At 65.1% G+C, this 24634-nt stretch carries 21 protein-coding genes; 11 read left to right on the top strand and 10 right to left on the bottom strand.

The window, feature by feature from the left end:
* Positions 1 to 386: 386 nt before the first annotated feature.
* The 3 genes from QX070_RS16720 to gyrA all read left to right on the top strand — a co-directional run bounded on the left by QX070_RS16720 (position 387) and on the right by gyrA (position 4265).
* Positions 387 to 887, top strand: a complete 501-nt coding sequence (locus QX070_RS16720; protein WP_315738108.1) for a single-stranded DNA-binding protein — start codon at positions 387 to 389, stop codon at positions 885 to 887.
* A gap of 58 nt (positions 888 to 945) precedes the next feature.
* Positions 946 to 1344 carry a DUF2306 domain-containing protein gene (locus tag QX070_RS16715; protein ID WP_315738107.1) on the top strand — a complete coding sequence of 133 codons (399 nt, stop codon included), beginning with the start codon at positions 946 to 948 and terminating at the stop codon, positions 1342 to 1344.
* Between the two features lie 170 nt (positions 1345 to 1514).
* On the top strand, positions 1515 to 4265 hold the full coding sequence (gyrA, locus tag QX070_RS16710; RefSeq protein WP_315738106.1) for a DNA gyrase subunit A: 2751 nt from the start codon (positions 1515 to 1517) through the stop codon (positions 4263 to 4265).
* 133 nt (positions 4266 to 4398) lie between these two features.
* Here gyrA and QX070_RS16705 read toward each other — a convergent pair whose 3' ends face one another.
* The gene (locus tag QX070_RS16705) at positions 4399 to 4656 is read right to left on the bottom strand and encodes a hypothetical protein (RefSeq protein ID WP_315738105.1); all 258 of its coding nucleotides are present in this window, start codon (positions 4654 to 4656) and stop codon (positions 4399 to 4401) included.
* A 290-nt stretch (positions 4657 to 4946) separates the two neighbouring features.
* Here QX070_RS16705 and coaD point away from each other — a divergent pair, with 290 nt between their 5' ends.
* The 4 genes from coaD to queA all read left to right on the top strand — a co-directional run bounded on the left by coaD (position 4947) and on the right by queA (position 8064).
* Entirely contained in the window at positions 4947 to 5441 is a 495-nt protein-coding gene (gene coaD, locus QX070_RS16700) for a pantetheine-phosphate adenylyltransferase (protein WP_315738104.1), read from the top strand.
* A gap of 68 nt (positions 5442 to 5509) precedes the next feature.
* On the top strand, positions 5510 to 6073 hold the full coding sequence (locus QX070_RS16695) for a peptidylprolyl isomerase (protein ID WP_315711771.1): 564 nt from the start codon (positions 5510 to 5512) through the stop codon (positions 6071 to 6073).
* A 291-nt stretch (positions 6074 to 6364) separates the two neighbouring features.
* Positions 6365 to 6829, top strand: a complete 465-nt coding sequence (locus tag QX070_RS16690; protein ID WP_315738103.1) for a peptidylprolyl isomerase — start codon at positions 6365 to 6367, stop codon at positions 6827 to 6829.
* Between the two features lie 140 nt (positions 6830 to 6969).
* Complete coding sequence (queA, locus tag QX070_RS16685) at positions 6970 to 8064, top strand: tRNA preQ1(34) S-adenosylmethionine ribosyltransferase-isomerase QueA (RefSeq protein WP_315738102.1); 1095 nt, start codon at positions 6970 to 6972, stop codon at positions 8062 to 8064.
* Positions 8065 to 8103: 39 nt separating this feature from the next.
* Here the strand turns inward: queA and QX070_RS16680 are convergent, their stop codons facing one another.
* Positions 8104 to 9129 (bottom strand): aspartate-semialdehyde dehydrogenase, encoded by a 1026-nt coding sequence (locus QX070_RS16680; RefSeq protein ID WP_315738101.1) that lies wholly within the window; start codon positions 9127 to 9129, stop codon positions 8104 to 8106.
* Positions 9130 to 9401: 272 nt separating this feature from the next.
* Between QX070_RS16680 and tgt the strand changes: the two genes are divergently transcribed.
* On the top strand, positions 9402 to 10556 hold the full coding sequence (tgt, locus tag QX070_RS16675; protein ID WP_315738100.1) for a tRNA guanosine(34) transglycosylase Tgt: 1155 nt from the start codon (positions 9402 to 9404) through the stop codon (positions 10554 to 10556).
* Positions 10557 to 10730: 174 nt separating this feature from the next.
* Here the strand turns inward: tgt and QX070_RS16670 are convergent, their stop codons facing one another.
* Entirely contained in the window at positions 10731 to 10949 is a 219-nt protein-coding gene (locus QX070_RS16670) for a hypothetical protein (protein ID WP_315711782.1), read from the bottom strand.
* Between the two features lie 488 nt (positions 10950 to 11437).
* Between QX070_RS16670 and cysK the strand changes: the two genes are divergently transcribed.
* Positions 11438 to 12400, top strand: coding sequence for a cysteine synthase A (gene cysK / locus QX070_RS16665; RefSeq protein WP_315738099.1), 963 nt, complete (start codon positions 11438 to 11440; stop codon positions 12398 to 12400).
* A 2-nt stretch (positions 12401 to 12402) separates the two neighbouring features.
* Entirely contained in the window at positions 12403 to 12642 is a 240-nt protein-coding gene (locus QX070_RS16660; RefSeq protein ID WP_315711784.1) for a BrnA antitoxin family protein, read from the top strand.
* A 75-nt stretch (positions 12643 to 12717) separates the two neighbouring features.
* On the opposite strand, the gene QX070_RS16655 is transcribed toward QX070_RS16660, so the two are convergent.
* Both QX070_RS16655 and QX070_RS16650 read right to left on the bottom strand, forming a co-directional pair.
* On the bottom strand, positions 12718 to 14178 hold the full coding sequence (locus QX070_RS16655) for a caspase family protein (protein ID WP_315738098.1): 1461 nt from the start codon (positions 14176 to 14178) through the stop codon (positions 12718 to 12720).
* 208 nt (positions 14179 to 14386) lie between these two features.
* Positions 14387 to 15277, bottom strand: a complete 891-nt coding sequence (locus tag QX070_RS16650) for a DMT family transporter (protein ID WP_315738097.1) — start codon at positions 15275 to 15277, stop codon at positions 14387 to 14389.
* A gap of 223 nt (positions 15278 to 15500) precedes the next feature.
* On the opposite strand from QX070_RS16650, the gene QX070_RS16645 reads away from it, so the two are divergent.
* Positions 15501 to 15731: a hypothetical protein gene (locus QX070_RS16645; RefSeq protein WP_315738096.1), complete on the top strand. Its 231-nt coding sequence runs from the start codon at positions 15501 to 15503 to the stop codon at positions 15729 to 15731.
* A gap of 6 nt (positions 15732 to 15737) precedes the next feature.
* On the opposite strand, the gene QX070_RS16640 is transcribed toward QX070_RS16645, so the two are convergent.
* From QX070_RS16640 to QX070_RS16620, 5 genes are all read right to left on the bottom strand, one after another.
* Positions 15738 to 16205, bottom strand: coding sequence for a hypothetical protein (locus tag QX070_RS16640; protein WP_315738095.1), 468 nt, complete (start codon positions 16203 to 16205; stop codon positions 15738 to 15740).
* A 25-nt stretch (positions 16206 to 16230) separates the two neighbouring features.
* Complete coding sequence (locus QX070_RS16635) at positions 16231 to 16581, bottom strand: hypothetical protein (RefSeq protein ID WP_315738094.1); 351 nt, start codon at positions 16579 to 16581, stop codon at positions 16231 to 16233.
* Positions 16582 to 16874: 293 nt separating this feature from the next.
* Positions 16875 to 17468, bottom strand: coding sequence for a formyltransferase family protein (locus QX070_RS16630; RefSeq protein WP_315738093.1), 594 nt, complete (start codon positions 17466 to 17468; stop codon positions 16875 to 16877).
* 707 nt (positions 17469 to 18175) lie between these two features.
* The gene (locus tag QX070_RS16625) at positions 18176 to 22402 is read right to left on the bottom strand and encodes a sulfotransferase (protein WP_315738092.1); all 4227 of its coding nucleotides are present in this window, start codon (positions 22400 to 22402) and stop codon (positions 18176 to 18178) included.
* Between the two features lie 252 nt (positions 22403 to 22654).
* Positions 22655 to 24469, bottom strand: coding sequence for a hypothetical protein (locus QX070_RS16620; protein ID WP_315738091.1), 1815 nt, complete (start codon positions 24467 to 24469; stop codon positions 22655 to 22657).
* Positions 24470 to 24634 lie beyond the last annotated feature (165 nt).

Raw genomic sequence — 24634 nt, 5'->3', positions numbered from 1 at the left:
GCGGCCCCAATCCGTCCAGAAATATACGCTATTCAACCCTGGATACCGTCTCCCAAAAGCCACAGCCGAGGAGGAAGTGCGGCGAGCTAACTTGATGAAAATTAATCCCTTTTTCGTGAATAGGGAACTTTTTCCGGGTTCCATTTGCGAGAAGTTGCGGTTCCATCGAGTTCCGCGGAACTCGACGCACGGTTGTGGACATATGTGTGCGAACAAAACTGGAACAATGGCTTTCCGCCTGCTATATGTGGATAAGCAATGGACAGGGCGGGTGGACCGCGCGGCAACCGTATAGGGTCCGCCGCGAGAGGAAGGGTTAGCCACCGGACGCCGTGAGGCCGGTGTGGACGGCCGGTCCGATGATCGAGAACCGCGGGAGAGTGGTGATGGCGGGTAGTGTGAACAAGGTGATTCTGGTCGGCAATCTTGGCAAGGACCCCGAGATCCGGCGTACGCAGGATGGGCGGCCGATCGCCAATCTGAGCATTGCGACGTCGGAAACGTGGCGCGACAAGGCGACCGGCGAGCGCAAGGAAAAGACCGAGTGGCACCGCGTGGTGATCTTCAACGAGGGTCTTTGCAAGGTCGCCGAGCAGTATCTGAAGAAGGGCGCCAAGGTTTACATCGAGGGCGCGCTGCAGACCCGCAAATGGACCGACCAGAGCGGTGTCGAGAAGTACTCGACCGAGGTCGTTCTGCAGGGCTTCAACTCGACCTTGACGATGCTCGATGGCCGGGGCGGCGGCGGTGGCGGCAGCTTCTCCGATGACATGGGTGGCGGCGATTTCGGCAGCAGCGGTCCGTCGATGGCGCCGCCGCGCCGCGCGGTCGCCTCGGCCGGTGGTGGCGGACGCAACAGCGACATGGACGACGACATTCCGTTCTGAGGCGCAGGGGCGGCCGCACGACGTTCAGGCCGCTGCCGTCTGACCACGGGGGTGTTGCATGAGCTTCGCACCGCTGCTCGCCGCCGAACCCTCCGTCCTGCTGCACGCCGTCGCCGCGATGTCGGCGTTTGCGCTGGGACTCGTCCAGTTCGCGGCCCCGAAGGGGACCTTGCCGCATCGAACGATCGGCTGGGTCTGGGTCGCGCTCATGGTTGCCGTTGCAGCCAGCTCGTTCTGGATCCACACCATCCGGCTGGTCGGGCCATGGAGCCCGATCCACCTGCTGTCGCTCTACACGCTGGCCGTGCTGCCGCTTGCGGTGTGGGCTGCGCACCGCCATCGGGTGGCGGCCCATCGCCGGGCCATGATCACGCTGTTTTCCGGTGCCCTCGTGATTGCCGGACTGTTCACGCTGCTGCCCGGACGGATCATGCACAAGGTGGTCTTCGGGCCCTAGCCAGAGACGGTTCCCGAGCAAGCCTCGCGGAGCCGTGTCATGTGGTTAAGTCCCTGGAAAGGCGAGCAGAAAAAGCGCGGCCCACCTCGGTTTGGGGGTGGCCTGCGGCGCGCTCCTGCGCTATATGATTCCAAGCGATTTTCGCGTGTCAAAACCGACCGGTATCCCCTTTGTCCGATAAAGAAGATGAGAAGCCCGGCGAGCCGGGCGGACCTTCCGACATTCGTCCCGTTTCCATCCTCGACGAGATGAAACGCTCCTACCTCGATTACGCGATGAGCGTGATCGTGTCGCGAGCGCTGCCCGATGCGCGCGACGGCCTCAAGCCCGTGCACCGGCGCATCCTGTATTCGATGTACGAGCAGGGGCACACGCCCGACAAGAAATACGTCAAGTCCGCGCGCGTGGTCGGCGACGTCATCGGTAAATATCATCCGCATGGCGACCAGTCGATCTACGACGCCATGGTGCGCATGGCGCAGGACTTCTCGATGCGCGTGCCGCTGATCGACGGCCAGGGCAATTTCGGCTCCGTCGACGGCGATCCGCCGGCCGCCTATCGATACACCGAAGCCAAGCTCGCCAAGTCGGCGATCCCGCTGCTCGACGACATCGACAAGGACACCGTCGACTTCCAGCCGAACTACGACAACTCGGACAAGGAACCGTCGGTTCTTCCGGCCAAATATCCGAACCTGCTGGTCAATGGCGCCGGCGGCATCGCGGTCGGCATGGCCACCAACATCCCGCCGCACAATCTCGGCGAGGTGATCGATGCCTGCATCGCGCTGATCGACAATCCCGCGCTCACGATCGATGACCTCATCAACATCATTCCGGGGCCGGATTTCCCGACCGGCGGCATCATTCTTGGCCGCGCGGGCGCCCGCTCGGCCTACCATCTGGGCCGCGGCTCGATCATGATGCGCGGCAAGGTGACGATCGACACGATCCGCAAGGATCGCGAGGCGATCATCATCTCCGAGATCCCCTACCAGGTGAACAAGGCCACGATGGTCGAGCGCATCGCCGAGCTGGTGCGCGAGAAGAAGATCGAAGGCGTCGCCGACCTGCGCGACGAAAGCGACCGCGACGGCTACCGCGTCGTCGTCGAGCTGAAGCGCGACGCCGTGCCGGACGTCGTGCTCAACCAGCTCTACAAGTTCACGCCGCTGCAGACGAGCTTCGCCGCCAACATGCTGGCGCTCGACGGCGGCCGCCCGCAGACGATGACGTTGAAGGACCTGCTGACGATCTTCGTCGCGTTCCGCGAGCGTGTCGTCACGCGCAGGACCAAGTTCCTGCTCAACAAGGCGCGCGACCGCGCTCATATCCTGGTCGGCCTTGCCGTGGCCGTGGCCAATATCGACGAGGTCATCAGGGTCATCAGGACCTCGCCCGATCCTGCGACGGCGCGCGAGGCGTTGATGTCGCGCGACTGGCCGGCGCGCGACGTCGAGGCCATCATCACGCTGATCGACGATCCGCGCCATCGCCTGGCCGAGGACGGCACCATCCGGTTGTCGTTCGAGCAGGCCAAGGCCATTCTCGACCTGCGTCTGCAGCGCCTGACCGCGCTCGGCCGCGAGGAGATTTCCGACGAGCTCGACAAGCTCAAGGTCGAGATCAACGACTATCTCGACATCCTGCGCTCGCGGGCGCGGGTTCAGGGCATCATCAAGGACGAGCTCGCCGCCGTGAAGGCGGAGTTCGGCACGCCGCGCCGCACCGTGATCGCCGAGCAGGAAGGCGAGGTCGAGGACGAGGACCTGATCCAGCGCGAGGACATGGTCGTGACCGTGTCGCATGCCGGCTACACCAAGCGCGTGCCGCTGTCGGCCTATCGGGCGCAGCGTCGCGGCGGCAAGGGCCGCTCGGGCATGCAGACCCGCGAGGAGGATTTCGTCAGCCGGCTGTTCGTGGCCTCCACGCACACGCCGGTGCTGTTCTTCTCGTCGCGCGGCCAGGTCTACAAGGAGAAGGTCTGGCGGCTGCCGATCGCGGCGCCCAACGGGCGCGGCAAGGCGCTGATCAACATCCTGCCGCTGGAGCAGGGCGAGCGCATTACCACGATCATGCCGCTGCCGGAGGATGAATCCTCCTGGGCCAATCTCGACGTGATGTTCGCCACCACCGGCGGCAATGTCCGCCGCAACAAGCTGTCGGATTTCGTCGACGTGCGCCGCTCCGGCATCATCGCGATGAAGCTCGACGAGGGCGAGGAGATCGTCAACGTGCAGATCTGCACCGAGCGCGACGACGTTCTGCTGACTGCGGCCGGCGGCCAGTGCATTCGTTTCCCGGTCACTGATGTGCGCGTCTTCACCGGGCGAACCTCGATGGGCGTGCGCGGCATCGCGCTCGCCGGCGGTGACAAGGTGATCTCGCTGTCGATCCTGCGCCATGTCGAGACGACCTCGGACGAGCGTACGGCCTATTTGAAGATGCGCCGGGCGATGTCGGGCGATGCTGCCACCGAGGAGCCGGTCGAGACCGAGGGCGAGGAGGCGGCCGCTGGCGCGATCCAGCTGTCGCAGGAACGCTATGTCGAGATGTCCGCGCAGGAGCAGGTGGTGCTGACCGTCTCGGTCAACGGCTACGGCAAGCGCACCTCGTCCTACGAGTACCGCACCACCGGCCGCGGCGGCAAAGGCATCGTCGCGATGTCCGTCAACAACCGCAACGGCAAGCTCGTCGCCTCATTCCCGGTCGAGGATGGCGATCAGATCATGCTGGTGACGGACAAGGGACAGTTGATCCGTTGCCCGGTCGACGGCATCCGCATCGCAGGACGCTCGACCCAGGGCGTCATCGTGTTCGACACCGCCGATGATGAGCACGTCGTTTCGGTGGAGCATATCGGCGAGGAGACCGAGAACGGCACCGGTGGGAACGGGACTGAAGGTGCGAATGGCGAGTGAGTTGCGAATGGCGAATAGGGAGTAGCGAATAGAGGAGGAATCAAGTCTTCCCGCTATTCGCTATTCGCTATTCGCTATTCGCTATTCGCTATTCGCTATTCGCTATTCGCTATTCGCTATTCGCTATTCGCCCTTACTGTGTCCGCTCGACGGAGACCATCCTGGCCTCGCGGATCGTTCCCCTGGTGCCGGCGCTGCGCAGGCAGCCCGCTTCGAAGTTCGGCCAAGCCTGCTGCGAGCAGTCGCGGCCGATCGGGCGAATGTCCAGGCGGTCCGCCTTGGCGAGCGGACGCGGCACGCTGGCTTCAACCTGAGGAGCGAAGCCGGGCAGGACGGTGATGCCGGCAGCCACCAAGCCGGCAGCTGCGACTGCAGATAGCGCTTTGATCATGACGGTCCCCTGTCCGGGCCGTTCGGCCCGTTGTTCGTTAAGGATTTGATAATCAGCTCGGGTTTCGAGACGTCTTCGCGGGACGGGCGAATTGGTTTCTTCTCGGCCCGGCGTGTTTCATGTCCCAAGTTCCGATGAAACAATCGCGGTAGCCGACCACAGTTCCGGCCCCCCGGCGTCGCACCTCATTTCATTGCGGTGCAGTCTCGGCCACTCTTTGCCCATCACAGCCACGCCAGCGGGCCTGGCGGTGGCTTGCCGGCCTGTTCCCGGCGGTATAGGACGGGCGCATGCAACGCATTGCGCTCTATCCGGGCTCGTTCGATCCCGTCACCAACGGCCATCTCGATGTGGTCCGGCAGGCCGTTCATCTCTGCGATCGCCTGATCGTTGCGGTCGGCGTGCATCATGGCAAGAAGCCGCTGTTCTCGACCGAGGAGCGGCTGGCGATGGCGCATGAGATCTTCGGCCCCGTCGCAGCCGCTGCGGGCTGCGGCTTCGAGGCTTCGACCTACGACAATCTGACCGTCACGGCCGCGGAAAAAGCCGGCGCGATCATGATGATCCGGGGCCTGCGCGACGGCACCGATTTCGACTACGAGATGCAGTTGGCCGGCATGAACCAGACCATGGCACCGCAGGTCCAGACGGTGTTCGTTCCAGCCTCGGTGAGTGTCCGCCCGATCGCCGCCACGCTGGTTCGCCAGATCGCCGCCATGGGCGGCGAGATCTCGCATTTCGTGCCGCCGTCGGTGGCCGAAAGTCTCAAGGCCAAGTTCAACTGATCCTTCAGGCACCGGCCGCTTCCGGCGGTGCCTTCCTCTCCTCATCGTCTCATGCCATCGGAGTTGCCATGATCCGCGCTCTCGCTTTCGTCTTTGCTCTCGTGTTCGCATTGCCGGCGTTGGCCCAGTCGCTGCCTGCCGGGCTCGACAAGCAGAATGCCCTGGTCATCGACACCACCAAGGGCCGCATCATCATCAAGCTGCGCACCGATCTGGCGCCGCAGCATGCCGAGCGGCTGAAGACGCTGGCGCGCGAAGGCTTCTACAACAACGTGCCGTTCCACCGCGTCATGGACGGCTTCATGGCGCAGACCGGTGACGGCCAGAACTTCAATGGCACCGGCGGCTCGAAGTACCCGAACCTGAAGCAGGAGTTTTCGAGCACGCCGTTCAAGCGCGGCACCGTCGGCATGGCGCGCCGGGGCGATAGCGTCGATTCTGCCAACTCGCAGTTCTTCATCTGCTTCGGCGACGCCTCCTTCCTCAACGGCCAATACACCGTGATCGGCGAGGTCGTGCAGGGCATGGACGTCGTCGACAAGCTCAAGAAGGCGCCTCCGGGCTCGTCGGGCGGCGCCGTGACCGATCCCGACAAGATGGTCAAGGTGCAGGTCGCCTCGGACATCAAGTAGGTCCGAGAAAGCAGGGCACCTGGGTCTCGCGCCCGGTTCCCTCAGGCATTAAGGAACCTTTTGCCACGTCGCGGAGGCATGCCGATTCTGCCGCCCCGTCACATCGACAGGGCCGGTGGCTTCAGCTTTAAGCGCATTGGGTCTATTCTCGACCAGCATCGCGGGCCTCGTCGTGCTCGGATCGCCGTCAGGAGGGGTGACGGCCGCACATGGGAAGGCGCCGCGACATTTCAGACCCAGGATTTACTTTGTCCTGACCCCCGTCAATTCCACAAAAACCGAGAGACCAGCATGGCTGTGACCGAAAATACCTTGATCCTCGAAACCACCCAGGGCCCCGTCACCATCGAGATGCGTCCCGATCTCGCGCCCGGCCATGTCGCGCGCATCAAGGAGCTCGTCCGCGAGGGCTTCTACGACGGCATCGTCTTCCACCGCGTCATCGACGGCTTCATGGCGCAGACCGGCTGTCCGCAGGGCACCGGCACCGGCGGCTCCGGCAAGAAGCTGAAGGCCGAGTTCAACGCCGAGCCGCATGTGCGCGGCACGACCTCGATGGCCCGTGCGGCCAATCCGGATTCAGGCGACAGCCAGTTCTTCATCTGCTTCGATGACGCCCGCTTCCTGGACAAGCAGTACACGGTCTGGGGCAAGGTCACCGAGGGCATGGAGAACGTCGACAAGATCAAGCGCGGCGAGCCGGTGCAAAACCCGGACAAGATCGTGAAGGCCTACATGGCCGCCGACGCGGCGTAGACTTTGCGATCCTCACGGTGAGGCGCGTGCGCAGCACGCGTTCTCGCACCATGAGGCAGACAGTCGGGCCTTCATCCTTCGCGACGCGTGCTGTCGCACGCTCCCCGGAATGAAGGGCCGATGGTCGTCCCAGAACGACGATGCGCACCGACCTGTTCGATTTCCATCTTCCCCCCGAAAACATCGCGCTCCGCCCGGCGAGCCCGCGCGAGTCCGCGCGCATGCTGGTGGTGCAGGGCGACGGTGTCTTACGCGACCGCACGGTCGCCGACCTGCCGGACTGGCTGGAGCCCGGTGATCAGCTCGTCGTCAACGACACCAAGGTGATCGCGGCGCAGCTGTCCGGTCGCCGCATCAGCCGCGAGACCGAAGCGAAGATCGAGGCGACCCTGATCAAGCGGCTCGACGGCTCGCGCTGGCAGGCGCTGGTGCGGCCCGCCAAGAAGCTCGCGCCAGGCGATACGATCCGGTTCGGCAACGAGGGCAAGGTCTGCCTGCTCGGCCATCTCGACGCCACCGTCGAGGCCAAGGGCGAGGAGGGCGAGCTGACGCTGTCCTTTGTGTTCCATGGGCTCGCGCTCGACCAAGCGATCGCCGATCTCGGCCGGCCGCCGCTGCCGCCCTACATCGCCGGCAAGCGGCCCGCAGACGAGCAGGACGCGACAGATTATCAGACCATGTTCGCGGCCAAAGAGGGCGCGGTGGCTGCGCCGACGGCTGGGCTGCATTTCACGCCGACGCTGGAGCAGCGGCTGCGCGAGCGCGGCGTCGGGCTGCAGCGTGTCACCCTGCATGTCGGCGCCGGCACGTTCCTGCCGGTCAAGGTCGAGGATACCGAGGGCCACCGCATGCATGCGGAGTGGGGCAGTCTCACGCCGGACACGGCGGCCGCATTGAACGAGGCGCGCGCCAAGGGCGGCCGCATCGTTGCGGTCGGCACGACGTCGCTGCGGCTCGTGGAGAGCGCGGCGCAGCCCGACGGCACGATCGCGCCGTTCGAGGCGGAGACGTCGATCTTCATCACGCCCGGCTATCGCTTCCGCGCGGTCGATATCCTGATGACCAACTTCCATCTGCCACGCTCGACGCTCTTCATGTTGGTCTCGGCCTTCGCCGGCTTGGAGACGATGCACGCGGCCTATGCGCATGCGATCCGCAGCGGCTATCGCTTCTATTCGTATGGCGATGCGTGCCTGTTGTTTCGTCAGCCAGACGAGCGCATCGTCGAGCCGTAGGGTGGGCAAAAGGCCCACCCTGCAAGTTCGCTCTGAGAGCTACGCCATCGCGCGCTCCGGCAAGAGCTCCGCGATCTGCACCGCATTGAGCGCGGCGCCCTTGAGCAGCTGATCGGCGGCCACGAACATCGCGATCGAGTGGCCTGACGGATCGGACAGATCCTTCCTGATGCGCCCGACCAGCACGTCGTCCTGTCCCGACGCGTCGACAGGCATGGGGAAGTGGTTCTTGGCGCGGTCGTCGACGACGCGCACACCCGGCGCGGTGGCGAGGATGCGGCGGACTTCATCTTCCGTGATCGGCTTCTCGCATTCGAAGGTGATCGACTCGCAATGGGCGCGCAGCACCGGCACGCGCACGCAGGTGACGCCGATCGCAATGCCCTCGTCCTCGAAGATCTTGCGGGTCTCGTTGATGACCTTGGTTTCCTCGTCGTTGTAGCCGGTCTCGGGATCGATGGCGGTGTTGTGGCTGAACAGGTTGAAGGCGAACGGATGCGGCATCACCTTGGGCGCGTAGACCTGGCCGTTGAGGCTCGCGCGGGTCGACTGCACCAGCTCGTCCATCGCCGCCGCACCGGCGCCGCTGGCGGCCTGATAGGTCGAGATGATCACGCGCTTGATGCGGTTCTTCTGATGGATCGGCCACAGCGGCACCAGCGCCGTGATCGCCGCGCAGTTCGGATTGGCGATGATGCCCTTGTGGTCGCGGATTCGGCGGGCGTTGATCTCCGGGATGACCAGCGGCACGTTCGGGTCCATGCGGAAGGCCGAGGAATTGTCGACCACGACGGCGCCGGAACGCACGGCGATCGGCGCGAACTTCTTGGAAATGCCGCTGCCGGCCGAGAACAGCGCGATGTCGACGCCCTCGAAGGAGCGTTCGGTCAGCTCCTCGATCACGATGGTCTGGCCGCGGAAGGTCACGGTCTGGCCGGCCGAGCGGGCGCTCGCCAGCGCCTTGAGCTTGCCGACGCGGACGTTGCGGCGGTCCAGGGTGGCGATGAACTCGGCGCCGACGGCGCCGGTCACGCCGACGATGGCAATGGTGGGATCGTGGGGCACGTCTCAGGTCTCCGGTTGAAATTCGGGCAATAAAAAAGCCCCGGACCTTCATCAGGCGGGGCTTCGGTTCGAAGATGGTCGCAATCGAGTTCGACTACGCGCGCACGCCTCCCGAGGCCCTCGTGGGCTTGGTGGTTTTCGTCGTGCGTTTGGTCAAGATCGACATGGCGCGGGACCATAGGGGCGGTCGGAACCGCCGTCAACGGCCGAAATGGGCGAAAACGGCGCCATCGCGGTTGAATCGGGGGCCGTCCTGACGCAATAAGCCGGCCATGAGCTCTCCCGCTGGCGACCTTCCCAACCACTTCGAATTGCTCGCGACCTCCGGCGCGGCCCGCACGGGCCGGCTGACGACGCCGCATGGCGTGGTCCGCACGCCGGCCTTCATGCCTGTCGGCACCGCCGGCGCCATGAAGGGGATCCACTGGCGGGACGTGCGCGAGGCCGGTGCCGACATCGTGCTCGGCAACACCTATCATCTGATGCTGCGGCCCACGGCCGAGCGCATCGCCGCCCTCGGCGGCCTGCAGCGCTTCACCGGCTGGGGCGGTCCGATGCTGACGGATTCCGGCGGCTTCCAGGTGATGTCGCTATCGGGCTTACGCAAGGTCACGGAGCAGGCGGTGACGTTCCGCTCGCACATCGACGGCGCTAGAATCGAGCTGTCGCCGGAGCGCGCCATCGAGGTGCAGCGCCTGCTGAACTCCGACATCGCGATGCAGCTCGACGAATGCGTGCGGTTGCCGGCCGAGCGCGACGACATCGAGCGCGCGATGCGGCTGTCGCTGCGCTGGGCCGAACGCTGCCGCCGCGCCTTCGAGAGTGCGCCGGCAGGCTACATGCTGTTCGGCATCGTGCAGGGCGGCGACGTGCCCGCGCTACGCGTCGCCAGCGCGCAGGCGCTGGTCGACATCGGCTTCCACGGCTATGCGATCGGCGGCTTGGCCGTCGGCGAGCCGCAGGCGGTCATGCTCGAGATGATCGAGGCGGCCGCTCCGGCACTGCCGGCCGGCCGCCCACGCTACCTGATGGGTGTCGGCACGCCTGACGATCTCCTGGAGTCGGTCAGGCGCGGCATCGACATGTTCGACTGCGTGCTGCCGACCCGCAACGGCCGCCACGGCGTCGCCTACACGCGCTTCGGGCCGGTGAACCTGCGCAACGCGCGTCACGCCGACGACCCGCGTCCGCTGGATGAAGAGAGCCCGTGGCCGGCGGCGCGCAGCTATGCCCGCGCCTATCTGCATCATCTCATCAAGGCCGGCGAGGCGCTCGGCGCGACGCTGCTGTCGGAAATCAACATTGCCTATTTCCAGCAATTGATGGCTGGGATGCGCGAGGCGATCGCACAGGGGCGCTTCACGGAATTCTACGAGCGCACCAAGGCGGATTGGGCCCGCGGCGACATCGCCCCGCGCGCCGGCTGACGGCCGCGTCAGGTGAAGGCCGTCAGCTTGTTGTGAGCCCGCCCCTATGCGCCGGCCCACATGAAATCGTGCTGGTGATGCATTGCCGACCTGCCCGGTGGCCGACCGTTGTGCGATCCGTAGCGACGGACGGCAGTGATATCGCGTCGCGGAACTCTCTCGCCCTGGCGCCGTTCAGTTGCAGACGAAACGGCTTTTCACGGAGTGCTTGGTGACGAAGCCATAGCCGCAGGTGTCGCAGGTCCAGAGATAGCTGATGGCATTGTCGGCCAAGTATGCCGACGCCTCCGCGGCAATCATGGAGTCGGCGCAGACCGGGCATGTCGGCAGATCGCAGCCGCGGGGATTCGGGCGGGCGGTTGCGGTCGACACGAGATCAGCGAGTGCTGACATATTGACCTCCTGTACGATCTCTTTGTGGGCGATCTCTGCTTGAACGACGTCAATTTCGAAAGGGTCGATTTCGAACGAGTCGCGTTCGAACGGGTCTATTTCCGACGAGTCCAACTTTTCGCGGATATCAAGTCCGTCACACAAAGAGTTTGTCTGGGTGGTCTGTTCTTATGTCTGTTCTACAACGGCGCTGTCGTTTGGCACGAACGCCCCGATTGTATCACTCCGAAGATGACATCTTGCTGATGTCCGCCCGGGTTGCCGTCGACCTGCATCATGAATTTTCGTCCGGCTGAAGTCAAACATACACCCGGTTTATTGACCTTGTCGCAACACAAATGCGTTGGTTTTTCGCAATTTAGCCACGACTTGTTGTGCGCCGCGATCGTCTTAAGATCGCGCAAACGTGCTTGCGCAGCGCAACAGGCTCGCTGAAGATGGTCAGAAGCGTTGTCGATGTCGCGCGGGGCGCGCAGAGGAGTGATTTCATGGAGTCGTCAGCACAGCGTCCCGGACGCGGGCGCGTATTTGATTCAATTGTCGACGCGTTCGGCAATACGCCGATTGTGCGGTTGCGAAAGCTGCCGGAGCAGCATGGCGTCAAGGCGACCATCCTCGCCAAGCTGGAATACTTCAATCCCGCCGCGAGCGTGAAGGATCGGATCGGCGTCGGCATGATCCTGGCGATGGAGCAGGCCGGCGTGATCAAGCCCGACACCGTGCTGATCGAGCCGACCTCGGGCAATACCGGCATCGCGCTGGCCTTCGTCGCGGCGGCGCGCGGCTACAAGCTGAAGCTGGTGATGCCGGAGTCGATGTCGGTGGAGCGGCGCAAGATGCTCGCCTTCCTCGGCGCCGAGATCGTGCTCACGCCGGCGTCGCAGGGCATGAAGGGCGCGATCGCCACTGCCGAGGAGCTGTTGCGGACGACGCCGAACTCGGTGATGCCGCAGCAGTTCAAGAACCTCGCCAATCCGGACATTCATCGTCGCACCACGGCCGAGGAGATCTGGAACGACACGGCCGGCAATATCGACGTCTTCGTCGCCGGCGTCGGCACCGGTGGCACCATCACCGGCGTCGGCCAGGTGCTGAAGTCGCGCAAGCCCGGCCTCAAGGTCGTCGCGGTCGAGCCGGAGGAGAGCCCGGTGCTGTCGGGCGGCCAGCACTCGCCGCACAAGATCCAGGGCATCGGTGCCGGCTTCGTGCCCGACATTCTCGACCGGTCCGTGATCGACGAGATCGTCAAGATCAACAGCACGACCGCGATCGAGACATCGCGTGCGCTGGCCCGCAACGAGGGCATTCCCGGCGGTATCTCCTCGGGCGCGGCGATTGCGGCCGCGATCGAGATCGGCAAGCGACCGGAAAGCGCGGGCAAGACAATCCTGGCGATCGTGCCGTCGTTCTCCGAGCGTTATCTGTCCACCGCGCTGTTCGAGGGGATCTGATCATGGCCGACCAGCCGCGGCGGCCCCGCACCCTCGCTGACGCCCGTACCGAGGCCGAGGCCGCGTTCAAGAAGGTGACCACCAAGCCGGTGGAGGCGCCGCCGAAGAAGGCGGCGGTCCCTGGCGTGCGCGAGCAGGTGACGTTGCGGATCGACCAGGACGTGCTCGAGCACTTCCAGTCTGAAGGGCCGGGCTGGCAGGACCGCATCAATGCGGCGCTGCGCAAGGCGGCAGGGCTCTGAGGGCGGCCGCATTATTCTAACGAAAGAGCCCGGAGCTCGTGCTCCGGGCTCTTGACGTGGGGGAGACGACGACGTTTACCGGCGCAGCGCGCTGCCGAGCACACCGCCCATCATGCCACCGATGAAGGCAGCGCCGGCGGCGTTTCCCGCGTTGTCCTGCGGCGGCGGATTGCGATAGACGGGCGCGCCCTGCGGCGGCGGGCCGCCGGCAGCGACGTTGCCGGCCGGCTTGGCGCGTCGCGGCTTGGCCTCGTCACCGACTGCGGCGGTCGCCGGCGCCGGCTGCGGCTCGGCCAGCAGCGCCTTGTGCTGCAGCTTGGTCAGGAATCCGGTCGACGGATAGCCGCGGGCCGCCTGCCAGCGCTTCATGACGCCGCGGGTCTGGTCGTCGAACACGCCTGTCATCTTGGTGTCGAAGCCAAGGCCGGTCAGCCGCCGCTGCACGTCGCGGCGCTTGGTCTTGTCGAGGCCGATCTGATCCTCGCTGACCTGGCTGCCTTCCTCGGTGTAGGTGGCGGGATCGACGCCCTTGGCGACATTGCGCGTCGCGGTGTTGATGGCGCCGCTCTCGATCGCGGCGATGCGCGCCATCGCCAGCGACTTGAACTGCCCGTTCGGGTAGGTCGCGAGATAGGCGTTGAGCTCTTCCGGCTTGTTGGAATCTTTCACCGAGCGCCAGAATTCGAGCTCGGCCTCGCCCGCGGTCACGGTGGCCGTCGCGACGGCCGGCGTCGTCCCGGCCGTGGCGGCCGTTGCAGCAGGGGCAGCCGCCGGGTTGAGGTAGACCGCGCCGATCAGGTTGGTATGCCCCCAGGGCAACTGGCCCTTGCTGGTCTCCTCATTGACCTGGGCGCGCACCGCCGTCATGGCCTGCTGGATCTCGATGCCGGGCTGGGCGATGTGCGAGATCAGCGCGCGGGTGAACGGGCTGTTGGCGCCGGCCTCGCCGTCGAGGGCGGTCTGGCCCGGGCCGGTGGCGAACGCGATCAGCGTGCCCTCGCCGGACTTCATCTCGGCCAGACCGGTCTGCACCGACACGCTGCGGGTCGGCGAGTTCGACTTGATCTTGGCGGCGAACGGATTGTCGCGGCAGGCATCGAGGAACACCAGCTTGACCTTGGCGTCCCCCATCGTCTGGTCGAGGGTCACGTCGATGTTGATGGCCGAGCCCAGCTTGACGTCCATTTCCGACTTCAGGTCGGCGTCGACCGGCAGCAGGTAGTTGGTGCCGGCAATGGCGATGCCGTGCCCGGCGTAATAGAACACCGCAATATCGGCGCCCTGCGCCTTGCGACCGAAATCGAGCAGCTTCTCGGTCATCTTGTCGCGCGTGAGATTGGTGCCCTCGACGACGTCGAAGCCGACGTTGCGCAGGGTTGCCGCCATGGCCTTGGCATCGACCGGCGGGTTCGGCAATTGAGCCACGCTCTTATAGGCACCGTTTCCGACGACAAAGGCGACGCGGCGGTCGGCCTTGGCGGCTTCAGCGGTCAGCACCATGCAGAGCAGGGACAGGGCGACGGTGAGATAGCGCATCAGGAGATCCCCCAACGATCAAGCGAAGCGTTCACTGCAGCATTTGTCGCGGATCGGCGCGAAAAGTCTTGTTCCCGAGCAAAAAATCACGATTCCGCCACAAACCAGTTCGCGGGTGTTGCGCCAGATCCACGACGGTCGCGTGTAGCGCGCCCGTTTCGTGATCCGAATCACGTCGCTCGAGGGGAGGCAGGGGCTCCCCGGCGCCTCAGGTCCCTGCCGAACCGCCGATCGGCACGGGCCGAGGTTGCGGCGGACGCAGGTTCAGCAAGTTTCCGGCGAGAATCAACCCAGCGCCGAGCACGGTCAATCCGTCGAGACGCTCCGCATAGACCAGCCAGCCGACGGTGGCGGTCAGCGGAACGCGGAGAAAATCCATGGGTACCACGATGGTGGCGTCGGCGTAGAGCAGCGCGCGCGCCATGCAGAAATGCGAGAAGGTCCCACAGAAGGCGACGAGGAGGATCCAGCCCCAGGTCGTGGCCGATGGTGGCATCCAGAATACGAGCGAGGGGATGAGACCGGCGATGGATTGCACCACCAGCATCCAGAAGATGATCGACACGGTGGGCTCGGTGCGCGTCAGCAGCTTGACCAGAGCGATCGAGATGCCGAAGCCGACCGCGGCGGCCAGCGCGATGAGCTGTCCCGAATTGACCGCCCCGGTATCCGGGCGGACGATCACGACGACGCCGACGAGGCCGAGCCCGATCGCCGCCAGCTTGAACAGGGTGATGCGCTCGCCGAGGAAGGCTGCTGCCAGCAGCGCCGTCCAGATCGGCATCGTGAACTCGATCGCCACCACCTGGCCGATCGGGATCAAGGTGAGCGCGAAGAACCAGCCGAGCTGCGCGCCGTAATGGACGAGGTTGCGCGCCGCGTGCTGCTTGAGCCGCGAGGTGCGCAGCCTCGCAAAGCCGCCGCTCAGTGCGATGACCGGCGACAGCATCACCAGGCCGATCAGGCAGCGCAGCTCCATCAGCTCGAACACGTTGAGCTCGCGCATGGCTTCGCGTCCGGCCACCGCCATCACCAGCATCAGGCTGAGCCAGCCCGTCATCCACAGTGCGGCGATCAGTTTCGAAGCGGGACGATGCATGAGGTGGTGGGGACAGGGAGGAGGGCGGCGAAGGCGCGCTGTATCACCTCGCGTGCAGAGCAATGCAAATGAAATCAACGGTGCAGTGCATCAACGCCGCTACAGGCTTTGCTCGCGACGGACGCGTGTCATCGAGAAAAACGTGGAGTGTGGCTGTGTTTCGTCCTAAAGCGACCGCCGCGAAACAGCCCGTGAAACAGCCCAAGGCAGCCAGAGACAAGACATGACCGAACGCGCCGCTTCAGCCGACTTCGTGACCGCCTTTGCCACTGGCTGGCCGGAGCGGGAGCCTCATCTCATGGTGCTGTCGCTGACCACCCATAAAGGTGTGCAGGACTTTGCCATGACGCGGGAGCAGGCGCTGCTGGTCGCCAAGACCATCAAGCGCACCGCCGCGCAGCTGGCTCCGGCGCCATCCGCAGGTGCGGTCCCCGGCGCCAAGCGCAGCGGCTGATCGGGATCACCGCGACATTGAAATGTTGGCTGCGCGGAACTGGCTGTCGGCCCGGATCGATACCGACTGCCTGTTACCGCGGGTGGCGAGCGCGATGTTGGCATTGAAGCCGGCGGTGGTTGCAACCAGCTGGAAGTTGCCGCCGCCGCCGCGTCCCTGCAGCACGCCACTGATTCCGCGGCTGGACTCACTCCAGGTTCCCGAGATGGCGGAGCCCTCGGCGATCACCTCGGCCTGCAGAGCGAACTTGTAGGCATCGCTGGCGCAGGTCAGGACGAGCGTCATCCGCGGTCCCGAGACGCCATAACGGGCCCGGCACCGGATGCGCTCGGTTGAGCCGTCCTCGAGGGCAACCGTGCCGCTGCCGCCCCATGTTCCGGCCAAGGCGGTGAAGGGACCGGGATCGGCGCGCCCCGGCGAAGCGGTCACACCCGCCGTCAAAACGACGGCGGCGGCTGCGAGCCGCCGCACCATCTTCAGGAGCGCGTGCTGCGCGCCGTTACAGGCGCGAAGCCTGCCAGCGGCCGCTGCAGGGGATACCTGCCGAGGCGCCGTTCCACTTGCCCGAGCCAGAATTGCCGTTGAGCTGCCCATTCGCATATGCGCCATTGATGGAGACCTTGACGAGGCCTTCGCGTCCAATCGAACCCGACACATTGGCGCCAGCCGCAGAAATCTTACCGTCTGCGACGATCAAGGTCGAGCTGGCTGTGGGCTCGCAGGTGCCACTGTTGGTCACGATCGTCACCTGCCACTGGCCGTCATAGGGCGACTGGGCGAATGCGGGGGCGGCCGAGCTACCCACCAGGATCGACGCGGCGAAAGCCATTCCAATGCGGTCGAGACGCATGAATCGTTGTCCCTCAATGTCGTTTGATCAGGACCTTATTTGGAAGAATTGTGACGAAAATTTGCCGCACCGCCGCAACGGAATTTTATCGAGCAATTTCAGCTCATTAACGATTAATGCGGAACTCCGCCTTGAACCATTCGGGCGGCATTATGGGCAAACTGCGCCTTCGCGCACCCCACGAGCGGACCAGCGTCACAGCCTTGCAATGGCAGGTGATGCTGCCGTCGCAGGGCACAGGAGCGCGCCGGCTGGAGCGACGACGCAATTGTCGGGGCGATGCGATCGGATGCTCAGTGCGGGGTGAGGCTGGGCGCGTTGGTCGCGAACTGCTCGTCCTGCGGCTTGGCCGGAATCGTGCCGGTCACCTTGGCCGATTCGATGACATCGCCGAGCAGCTTGAGGCCGAGCGGCGCCAGCGCGCGCTCCCACAGCTCGCGGGCGGTCTCGCCCTTCTTGACGAAGCACCAATCCTGAGCGGCGATGGCGCCCGCATCCATGCGGTCCGCGAGGTGATAGATGGTGCCGCCGGCGATCGGATCGCCTTCATTGATGGTCCACTCCACCGCAGCGATGCCCCGGTGACGCGGCAGCAGCGACGGATGGTAGCCGATGCCGCCGAGCCGGGCGGCTGCGACCGCCTCATGGGTGACGCGGGCGTGGCTATGCGCCGTGACGATCAGGTCCGTGTCGGGGGCGATCTCCCCCGCCGGCACGACCTTCGGATTGGCCTGGACTACGACCTCGATCCCGGCCGCCCGCGCCGCTGCTGCGAGCCGGTCCTCGCCATCATGAACGACGACCCGCGCGATCTCGATTCCTCTCTCGCGCAGCATGTTCAGTGTGGCGACACCGAAATGGCGGGAGCCGACGAGAGTGATGCGCATGGTCAGGGATCTTCCACGGTTGGGGGCTGGATCCGGTCGGACTCTGACCGGATGAAACGGGTCAAACCAAGCCTTGGCCTCCAGGTCAAGCGCCTGCTGGGCCGTCGTCACAGTCTGGCTTCGTCCGGCCGGCCGAGGCGTTGGGGACCCAAACGGGAACGGGAAAGCCGCTCCGAGCCAGAGTTGGGGCAGGGCCCTTCGCGCCTATCGGCGCGCCGATCGCCATGGCCGCCATCAAGATGCAGGCCGAGATGACCGTGGCGGATGACACGCCCTCTTTGGTGCCGGCTGCAGCTTCAGATGGACCGGGAGTCAGGATAGGTACCGGCGGCTCGCCGAAAGGTTGTGTCAAGGCCGGTTGCTGCATCACGGCATATCGGTCGACACACCTCAACTAAAAGGATCGAACTATCAGCCGAACTGATGAAGACAACCGAAGACGCTACTCCTGCCGGCTCAATGGACGCGATCTGGTCGGTCTGCGAACGCAATTCCCCTCGGCCAATGGCTGAAGAGGTCAATGAACTTGTGATTGTATTATCAGTTGGCCGTCTGCGTAGTAAAATTGACGCTTCTGCATATGACGAAGATAATTTCTTAAAGGCCCTGCAGCACAATGCTCAAGCCGCTCCGCCGCGCGGCCGGATAGCCGGGTGCCGCGCCTGTCACCGATCCCTGGGCAACAGCACCCGGTTATTTGCCGGCGGTCATGTGGCTTCCGGCGGCGGATGGTCGATGCCGAGCGCGGCGCACAGTGGTCCGAGATGTTTCTCGTAGCGGCGCCAGCTTCCGATCGAACGGCGGTAGATCGGCTCGCGCACCTGCATCAAGCTCGCCGTGCGCACCATGCGCTCGGTGCGATGGAAGTCGAGGCAGGCATCCTCCCAGTCGAGCCCGCAATGGGCGAGCACGCGGCGTGACACGCCCTCGAGGTCGTCGACCAGATCCTCGTATTGAACGTCCATCAGGATGCCGGGCGGCAGCACCTGGTGCCAGTGGTCCATCACGCTCTCATAGCCCCGGTAGTAGTGGCCGAGCTCGGTCAGGTCGTAGGCGAAGGGCTGGGCTCCGGTGAACAGCAGCGAGTAGCAGGAGACGCAATTGTCGAGCGGGTCGCGCCGCGTGTTGATGATCCTAGCGCGCGGGAATGCTGCGTGGATCAGCCCGACGAACAGGAAGTTCAGCGGCATCTTGTCGACGATACGCTCGGCCTCCGGCGCCAGCGTCCGAACGCGGGCTGTGTATTCCTGCCCGATCTTCGTCATCTCCTCGGGTGGCAGAAGCGTGATCAGATCGGGATAGGCCGGAACGACTTTCTGGCGGTTGGCGCATTCGCCGACGAGCTCCTTGAAGGTCTCGAGCTCGCCCGCGCCGAAGACCTTGGAATGGCTGGCCAGCACCTGCTCCATCAGGGTGGTTCCAGAGCGCGGCATGCCGACGATGAAGATCGGGGCCCAGGAGTTGTCGCCGTGCCCTTCAACCGTGCGAAAGAACTCGGGGGTGAAGCGCGCCGCGACATTTTTCATCATGCCGAGCCGCTGCTCGGAGTCGTAGTCGAAGGTCTTGCGCTTGAGGGTGTTGGCCTTGTGCAGATGTGAGAAGGCCTGGTCGTAGTCCTTCAGGTCGGACAACGCCTTGCCCATCGCGAAATGCGCTGCGATCTGCTTCTCCTGATCGAGCTGGTCGACGCGTTCGAGGAGCTGCCGCAGACTCGGAAGCCGGCTGTCGTCCGGCTTGAACTTCGACATGTTCGCGAGATTGAGGTGGATCGGCGCATCGTCCGGCGCCAGCTCCAAGGCCTTCTGGAACGCCGCCGTCGCCTCCTCGAAGCGCCCGAGCGCCTGGTAGGCGACGCCGAGATTGTTGTAGGAGCCGAAGCGCTCCGGCTTGATCCTGATGGCCAGCAGGTTCTGCTCGATCGACTCCTCGAGCCGGTTGAGCTCGAGGAAGGCGTTGCCGAGGTTGCCATAGGCGTCGGCATAGTCGGGCCGACTCGCGATCGCCCGCTTGTAGTGCTCGATGGCACGTTCGCGATGGCCCTGGCGCAGCAGCACGTTGGCGATGTTGTTGTGGGTCTCGGCGTGCTCCGGGCTGAAGTCGAGGACCTTGAGGTAGTGTTTCGCCGCCTCGATGTCCTTGCCCGCCGTATACAGCAGGTTGCCGAGCGCGAAATGCGCGTCCAGGTGCTGCGGCTTGTTGTCGATCGCCCGCCGGAGCAGAGCCATCGCCTCGTCTATCAGGCCCTGGTTCTGCCGGACCATGGCGAAGGCGTAGAGAATGCCGGGATGGCTCGGCGACAGCGACAATGCGGTCTCGTAATGCTGCACCGCTACGTCGTAGCGCCCCGCCGAGGCCTCGACAGCGCCGATGCTGCCATGGGCTTCGGCGGACTTGTCGTTTACCGCCACCGCGCGCTGGAAGTAGTCCTTGGCCTCGTCGAGCCGGTTGGCCGTGGTTGAGATCATCCCGAGGCCGATGAGGGCGTCGAAATTGGCAGGCTGGCCGGCAAGGATCAGCTTGAAGATCTGTTCGGCATCGCTGATTTCGCCGCGGCTCTGCAGCCTCTTGGCGACGGCGACCACGCCGTCTGCCAGCGTCTGCAGGGACGCAAGCCGCGTAGCGTCGAACGGGCGCGAGTCCGTCGTCGGCGTGACCACCGGCGGGGCGACGTTGCCGGGCTGAGGCTGCGTCATGCCCGCGATCGCCTCGGCGATCGTCGGCCGCAGGGCCTCGGTGCCGAGCGCATCGAGCAGCGGCTTCAGCCGGTCGCCATACATGCGCCAGCGGCCGACCGATCCGGTGAACAGCGGCTTGCGCACCTGCACCACGCTCGCGGTGTTCACCGGGCGCTCGTTCTCGTGGAAGGAAAGGCAGGCCTCATCCCAGTCCAGCCCGCAATGCGCGACGATCTTGCGGGCATTCGGCTCGAAATCGCGCACGACGTCCTCGTAGGACAGTTCGAGCATGACGCCCTGCGGCAGGACCGCACGCCAATGGCTCATCAGCGCCTCGTAGGCCCGGTAGTAGCGACCGAGCTCGGCGAGGTCATAGGCGAATGGCTGCGGCTCGGCAAACAGTTGCGTGTAGCAGGACAGGCACGTGTCGATCGGATTGCGCCGGACGTGAATGATGCGCGCATTCGGCAGCGCGAGATGGATGAGCCCTGCGAACAGGAAGTTCGACGGCATCTTGTCGACGATGCGCTGGGTACTCGCCGGAAGCTCCGTGAAACGCTGGAGATAGGCGCGCGCGAGGGCGGTGACATCGGCATCGGACAGTTGGGCGAGCATCTCCGGATAGTCGCCGCGGGCGCGATCGGTGAAGAGCCCCGCGGCTGCCGCGAAGTAGTTGACCTCGCCGGCGCCATGCACGGCGGGATGGCTGGCCAGGATCTGCTCGATCAGGCTGGTGCCGGACCTGGGCATGCCGATGACGAACACCGGCGCGTGCGATGGATCGCCATGGCCTGCGCGCGCCTGTAGCATGTCCCGGGAGAACACCGCGCGGATGCGCTCGATCTGGCGCAGCGTCTGGTTCTCGTCATAGTTGATGCGGCGGCGCTCGAGGGCATTGCCGGCGTTGAGGTGGACCAGCGACCGTTCGCCGTCCTTGATGTCGGCATAAGCCCGCCCGAGGGTGAAGTGCAGGGCGATGCGCGCATCCTCGGTGAGCGTCTCCGATCTCGCGGCCAGATCCTGCAAGGGCGCCCAGCGCGCGTCGTCGACCGCGAACGGCTTGACCACGCCGTAGTTGAGGTGCGTGCCGATACTGCGCGGGTTGACAGCCAGTGCGGATTCGTAGGCACGCGCCGCCTCGTCGAGCCGGCCCACGATCGTCAGGACGCCCGCAAGGTGGTTCATGGTCGTGGTGTCGCCGGGATCGTGCGCAAGAGCGGCCTGATATCCGGCGATGGCCTCGTCGTAGCGCTGCACGTTCCGCAGCGAGTCGGCGCGATTGCGGTGGGCAATGGCGTAGTCTGGTCGCAGCCGCAGTGCCTCGTCATAGTGGGACAGGGCCTCCTCGTGCCGGCCCGCCGACTGCAGCGCATTGGCGAAATTGTTGTGCGCTTCGGGGAAGTCCGGCCGCTCAGTGACGGCTCGCTCGTAGTGGAAAATCGCCCCCGGCCAGCTCTTCATGTCGAGGTGGATATTGCCGAGATTGTAGTGCGCCTCGGCGAGATGAGGGCTCAACGCGAGCGCCTGCTGCAAGGTGCGAATGGCGGCATCCAGTTCGCCCATCGCTTGATGACAGCCCCCGAGATTGAGCAGGACCGTCGGCATCCTGGGCTCGATGGCGAGCGCTCGGGTATAGTGAGCGATGGCTTCCGGATGCCGGCCGAGCTGCCGGCAGGCATCACCGAGACTGCTGGCTGCTGCCGCAAATTGCGGCCTCGCCGCAAGCGCTGCCTCATGATGCGACATCGCTCGCTCGGACTGGCCGAGCCGCTGCAGGGCGAGTCCGAGCGCCTGGTGGAGGTCCGGGTTCGTGCCATCGATGGCAAGCGCCAGTTCGAGGTGCCGGACGGCCGCTGCGGGATCCCCCAGGCCGTACAGCGCGCCGCCGAGCAGCAGGCGGGGCTCGATCGAGGATTCGTCGAGTGCGGCAGCGCGCGCGAAATGCGATGTCGCCTTGGCGAGGTCGCCCAAACCTGCGAACGCCTTTCCGACCGTCAAGTGCAGGTCTGCCGAGTCGCCCGCCGCGTCCGCGGCCCGGTCGAGCAGGGTTCGTGCCTCCTGCGCGTCGCCGAGTTGCAGGCGGACAGTCGCAAGGCTGCACAGGGTCCGGAAATGCCTTGGCTGAAGAGCAAGCACTTTCCGGTAGGCCTCCTCGGCAACCTGCAGAGCGCGACCGTCGAGCGTAGACGGGAGTGGCGCGCTGGAGTTGGTCGATGCGGACACGAGTCGGGGGCGGAAGGCGAGTGCTGGCTCGTTCATGATCACAACTGACTGATTGTTCGACGGAAGCAGTTGTCGTGGCGGAATGAAGCGAAACGGAGGCTTGGCGGGTGCCGATCCCGATTGATCGTCTAGAACCCTTCGAGCCGGTGCGGTCGGTGCGCTCCGCGATCTCGCTGCCCGGTCTCGCCAATGTCTTTCGCGCGATCGCCGGCTCTCGCCGGAATGCAACGAAGCCGGTGCAGACCAAGGAGTCTGCACCGGCTTTGATCGGGCGTGTCGTTGGAGGCGTCAGCCCCACATGTGATGCATCGCGTGGTGGTGCGACATGTCCGGACCGCTCGAAGCTGCTGCCGCCGTTGCGGCTGTGGCCGCTGCCGCCGTGTGGTGGCTGCCATGATGGCTATGGTGGCCGCCGCAGTGGTGCGTCGTGGTGGTGTTGTTGTTGCCGCCGGTTGTTCCACCGCCGGCCGTTCCACCGCCCGTCGTGCCGCCACCGGTCGTCCCGCCTCCCGTGGTGCCTCCGCCCGTAGTGCCTCCGCCGGTGGTGCCGCCTCCCGTCGTGCCACCTCCGCCCATGCCGCCGCCGGGCGTGGTCGGGCTCGCCGGGGCGCCGCCCGTGCCGTTGGCGATGTTCGGATTGGCGCCCGCCGGCATGCCGGTGCCCTGGGCAATGCCATTGACCGCAGTCGCCGTCACGAAGCTCGTCGCGGATGTCACGTAGGCCGATCCGCCGATCGCGATGTTGTTGCCAGCAATGTCTCCGGCATTGCCGATGTAGTTCGCGGCCGCAGCCTTCAACATCGCCTGATCCGTCGCCAGGGCTGCACCCGTGTCGCCGTTCATGATGCCCATCAGCGCCTTGGTGGCCATGATGGTGTCAGACTGTAGAGCTCCGGCGGCGAGCTCGTCGTCGAACCGTCCCTTGAACACCGCTCCCTGCGCCGCATCGAACGCCGCGCCAAAGTTCTGGTAGTTCGTGATCTGGTCGATCAGGGCTTGCGACGCCGCACCTGTTCCATTGGCGACCGCAACCAACTTCGCTCCCAGCGTATTGCCCTCGGCGAGGAACGAGGCCCAGAAATTGGTCTGCGCCTGGTTGTCCTGGAACTTCGTGACGGTCCCGGTCAGGCCGCCGGCCATTTCGGAGAACCCGCCAATGTGACCGGGCGCCCCGGTGCCGCCCGCTGCCGCGTTGAGCGCCGCGTCGTTCTGAAACACGTCGATCATGTCGACGATGTTGTCGGCGGAACCGCGCAGCGCCGTCGGACTGGCCATCGTCTCGGCGACATCGTATTTGTTCAGCTGAAGGTTTGCTTGGCTGAGCAGCGTCATCAGATGAAGTGTCGTCGTTTGGGCAGCAACGGAGGTCTGACCTGCTTCAATCGCGGCGAGCTTCGCCGGGTCATTCAGGATCGCTTGAAGGCCCTGCGTCACGGCCGTGAAATCAGTCTGGATCTGGTTGATGTTGTTGGCGCTCATGCCGCCCAGCGAAAGGTCAGCGACGGCATTGAACACCGTTCCGATGGCGGTCAGGTCGCCCGCTGCCGCTGCAGCAAGATTGGTGGCGCTGTCGTTACCGGCGGGAAGGCTCTGGAACGCCACGTCCATGGCACCCGTGTTGGCCAGGAAGGGAACGTTGTTGAGCGCGGCCGAAAGATGCGCGTCACCCTGGATCTGCGCCAGGATCTGCATCTGCACGTTGTGGATGGTCTGGTCGGCTTCGGCGAGCGTCGCCGGATTGGCCGTCAGCGGGGCGGCGTTGATCAGCGTCGTGAGCTCGTTCGAAACCTGGGTGAGCACCGCGGTGTCGGTCGCGTTGAGCGTGAAGGCCTGACCGCCGACCGTGACCTGGCCGGGATTGGCCAGCATCGCGTTGATGTCGTTCTGCACGGCATGCAGGTCGGTGGTGTAGCTGCCGAGGAACGGGTTGGAGTTGCCGCTGTTCTGCGGCGTCGAGAACAGCCCGATCGAGATGCGAGTAGCGTCGTTGAATACGACGCCGGCCTGCACGAGGTCGGTCGACAGGTTGAGCGCAGAGGCGCGAACCAGCAGATTGGACGTGCCATTCGCCAGCGCCGTCGGGTTGAAGGTATTGGCTGCCATTGATCATCTCCCCAAGTTTCAACCCGGCGTCTGCTGCTTGGCGTATCGGCAGCACGCGGGCGTTGATCGGGCTGCGACGTCTCGTTCACCCCTCGCGGAACGGGCGAAATGTCGCAGCCTCAGAGCACCTGGGAATTATTTGCTCCAATGGGGCCAAAAGAAGCG

Origin of the sequence: Bradyrhizobium sp. SZCCHNR1093 (assembly GCF_032381175.1) — a bacterium.
Lineage (GTDB): Bacteria > Pseudomonadota > Alphaproteobacteria > Rhizobiales > Xanthobacteraceae > Bradyrhizobium.
Note: the sequence above shows the minus strand (reverse complement) of the source record. Positions and strands in the feature narration are given on the sequence as shown.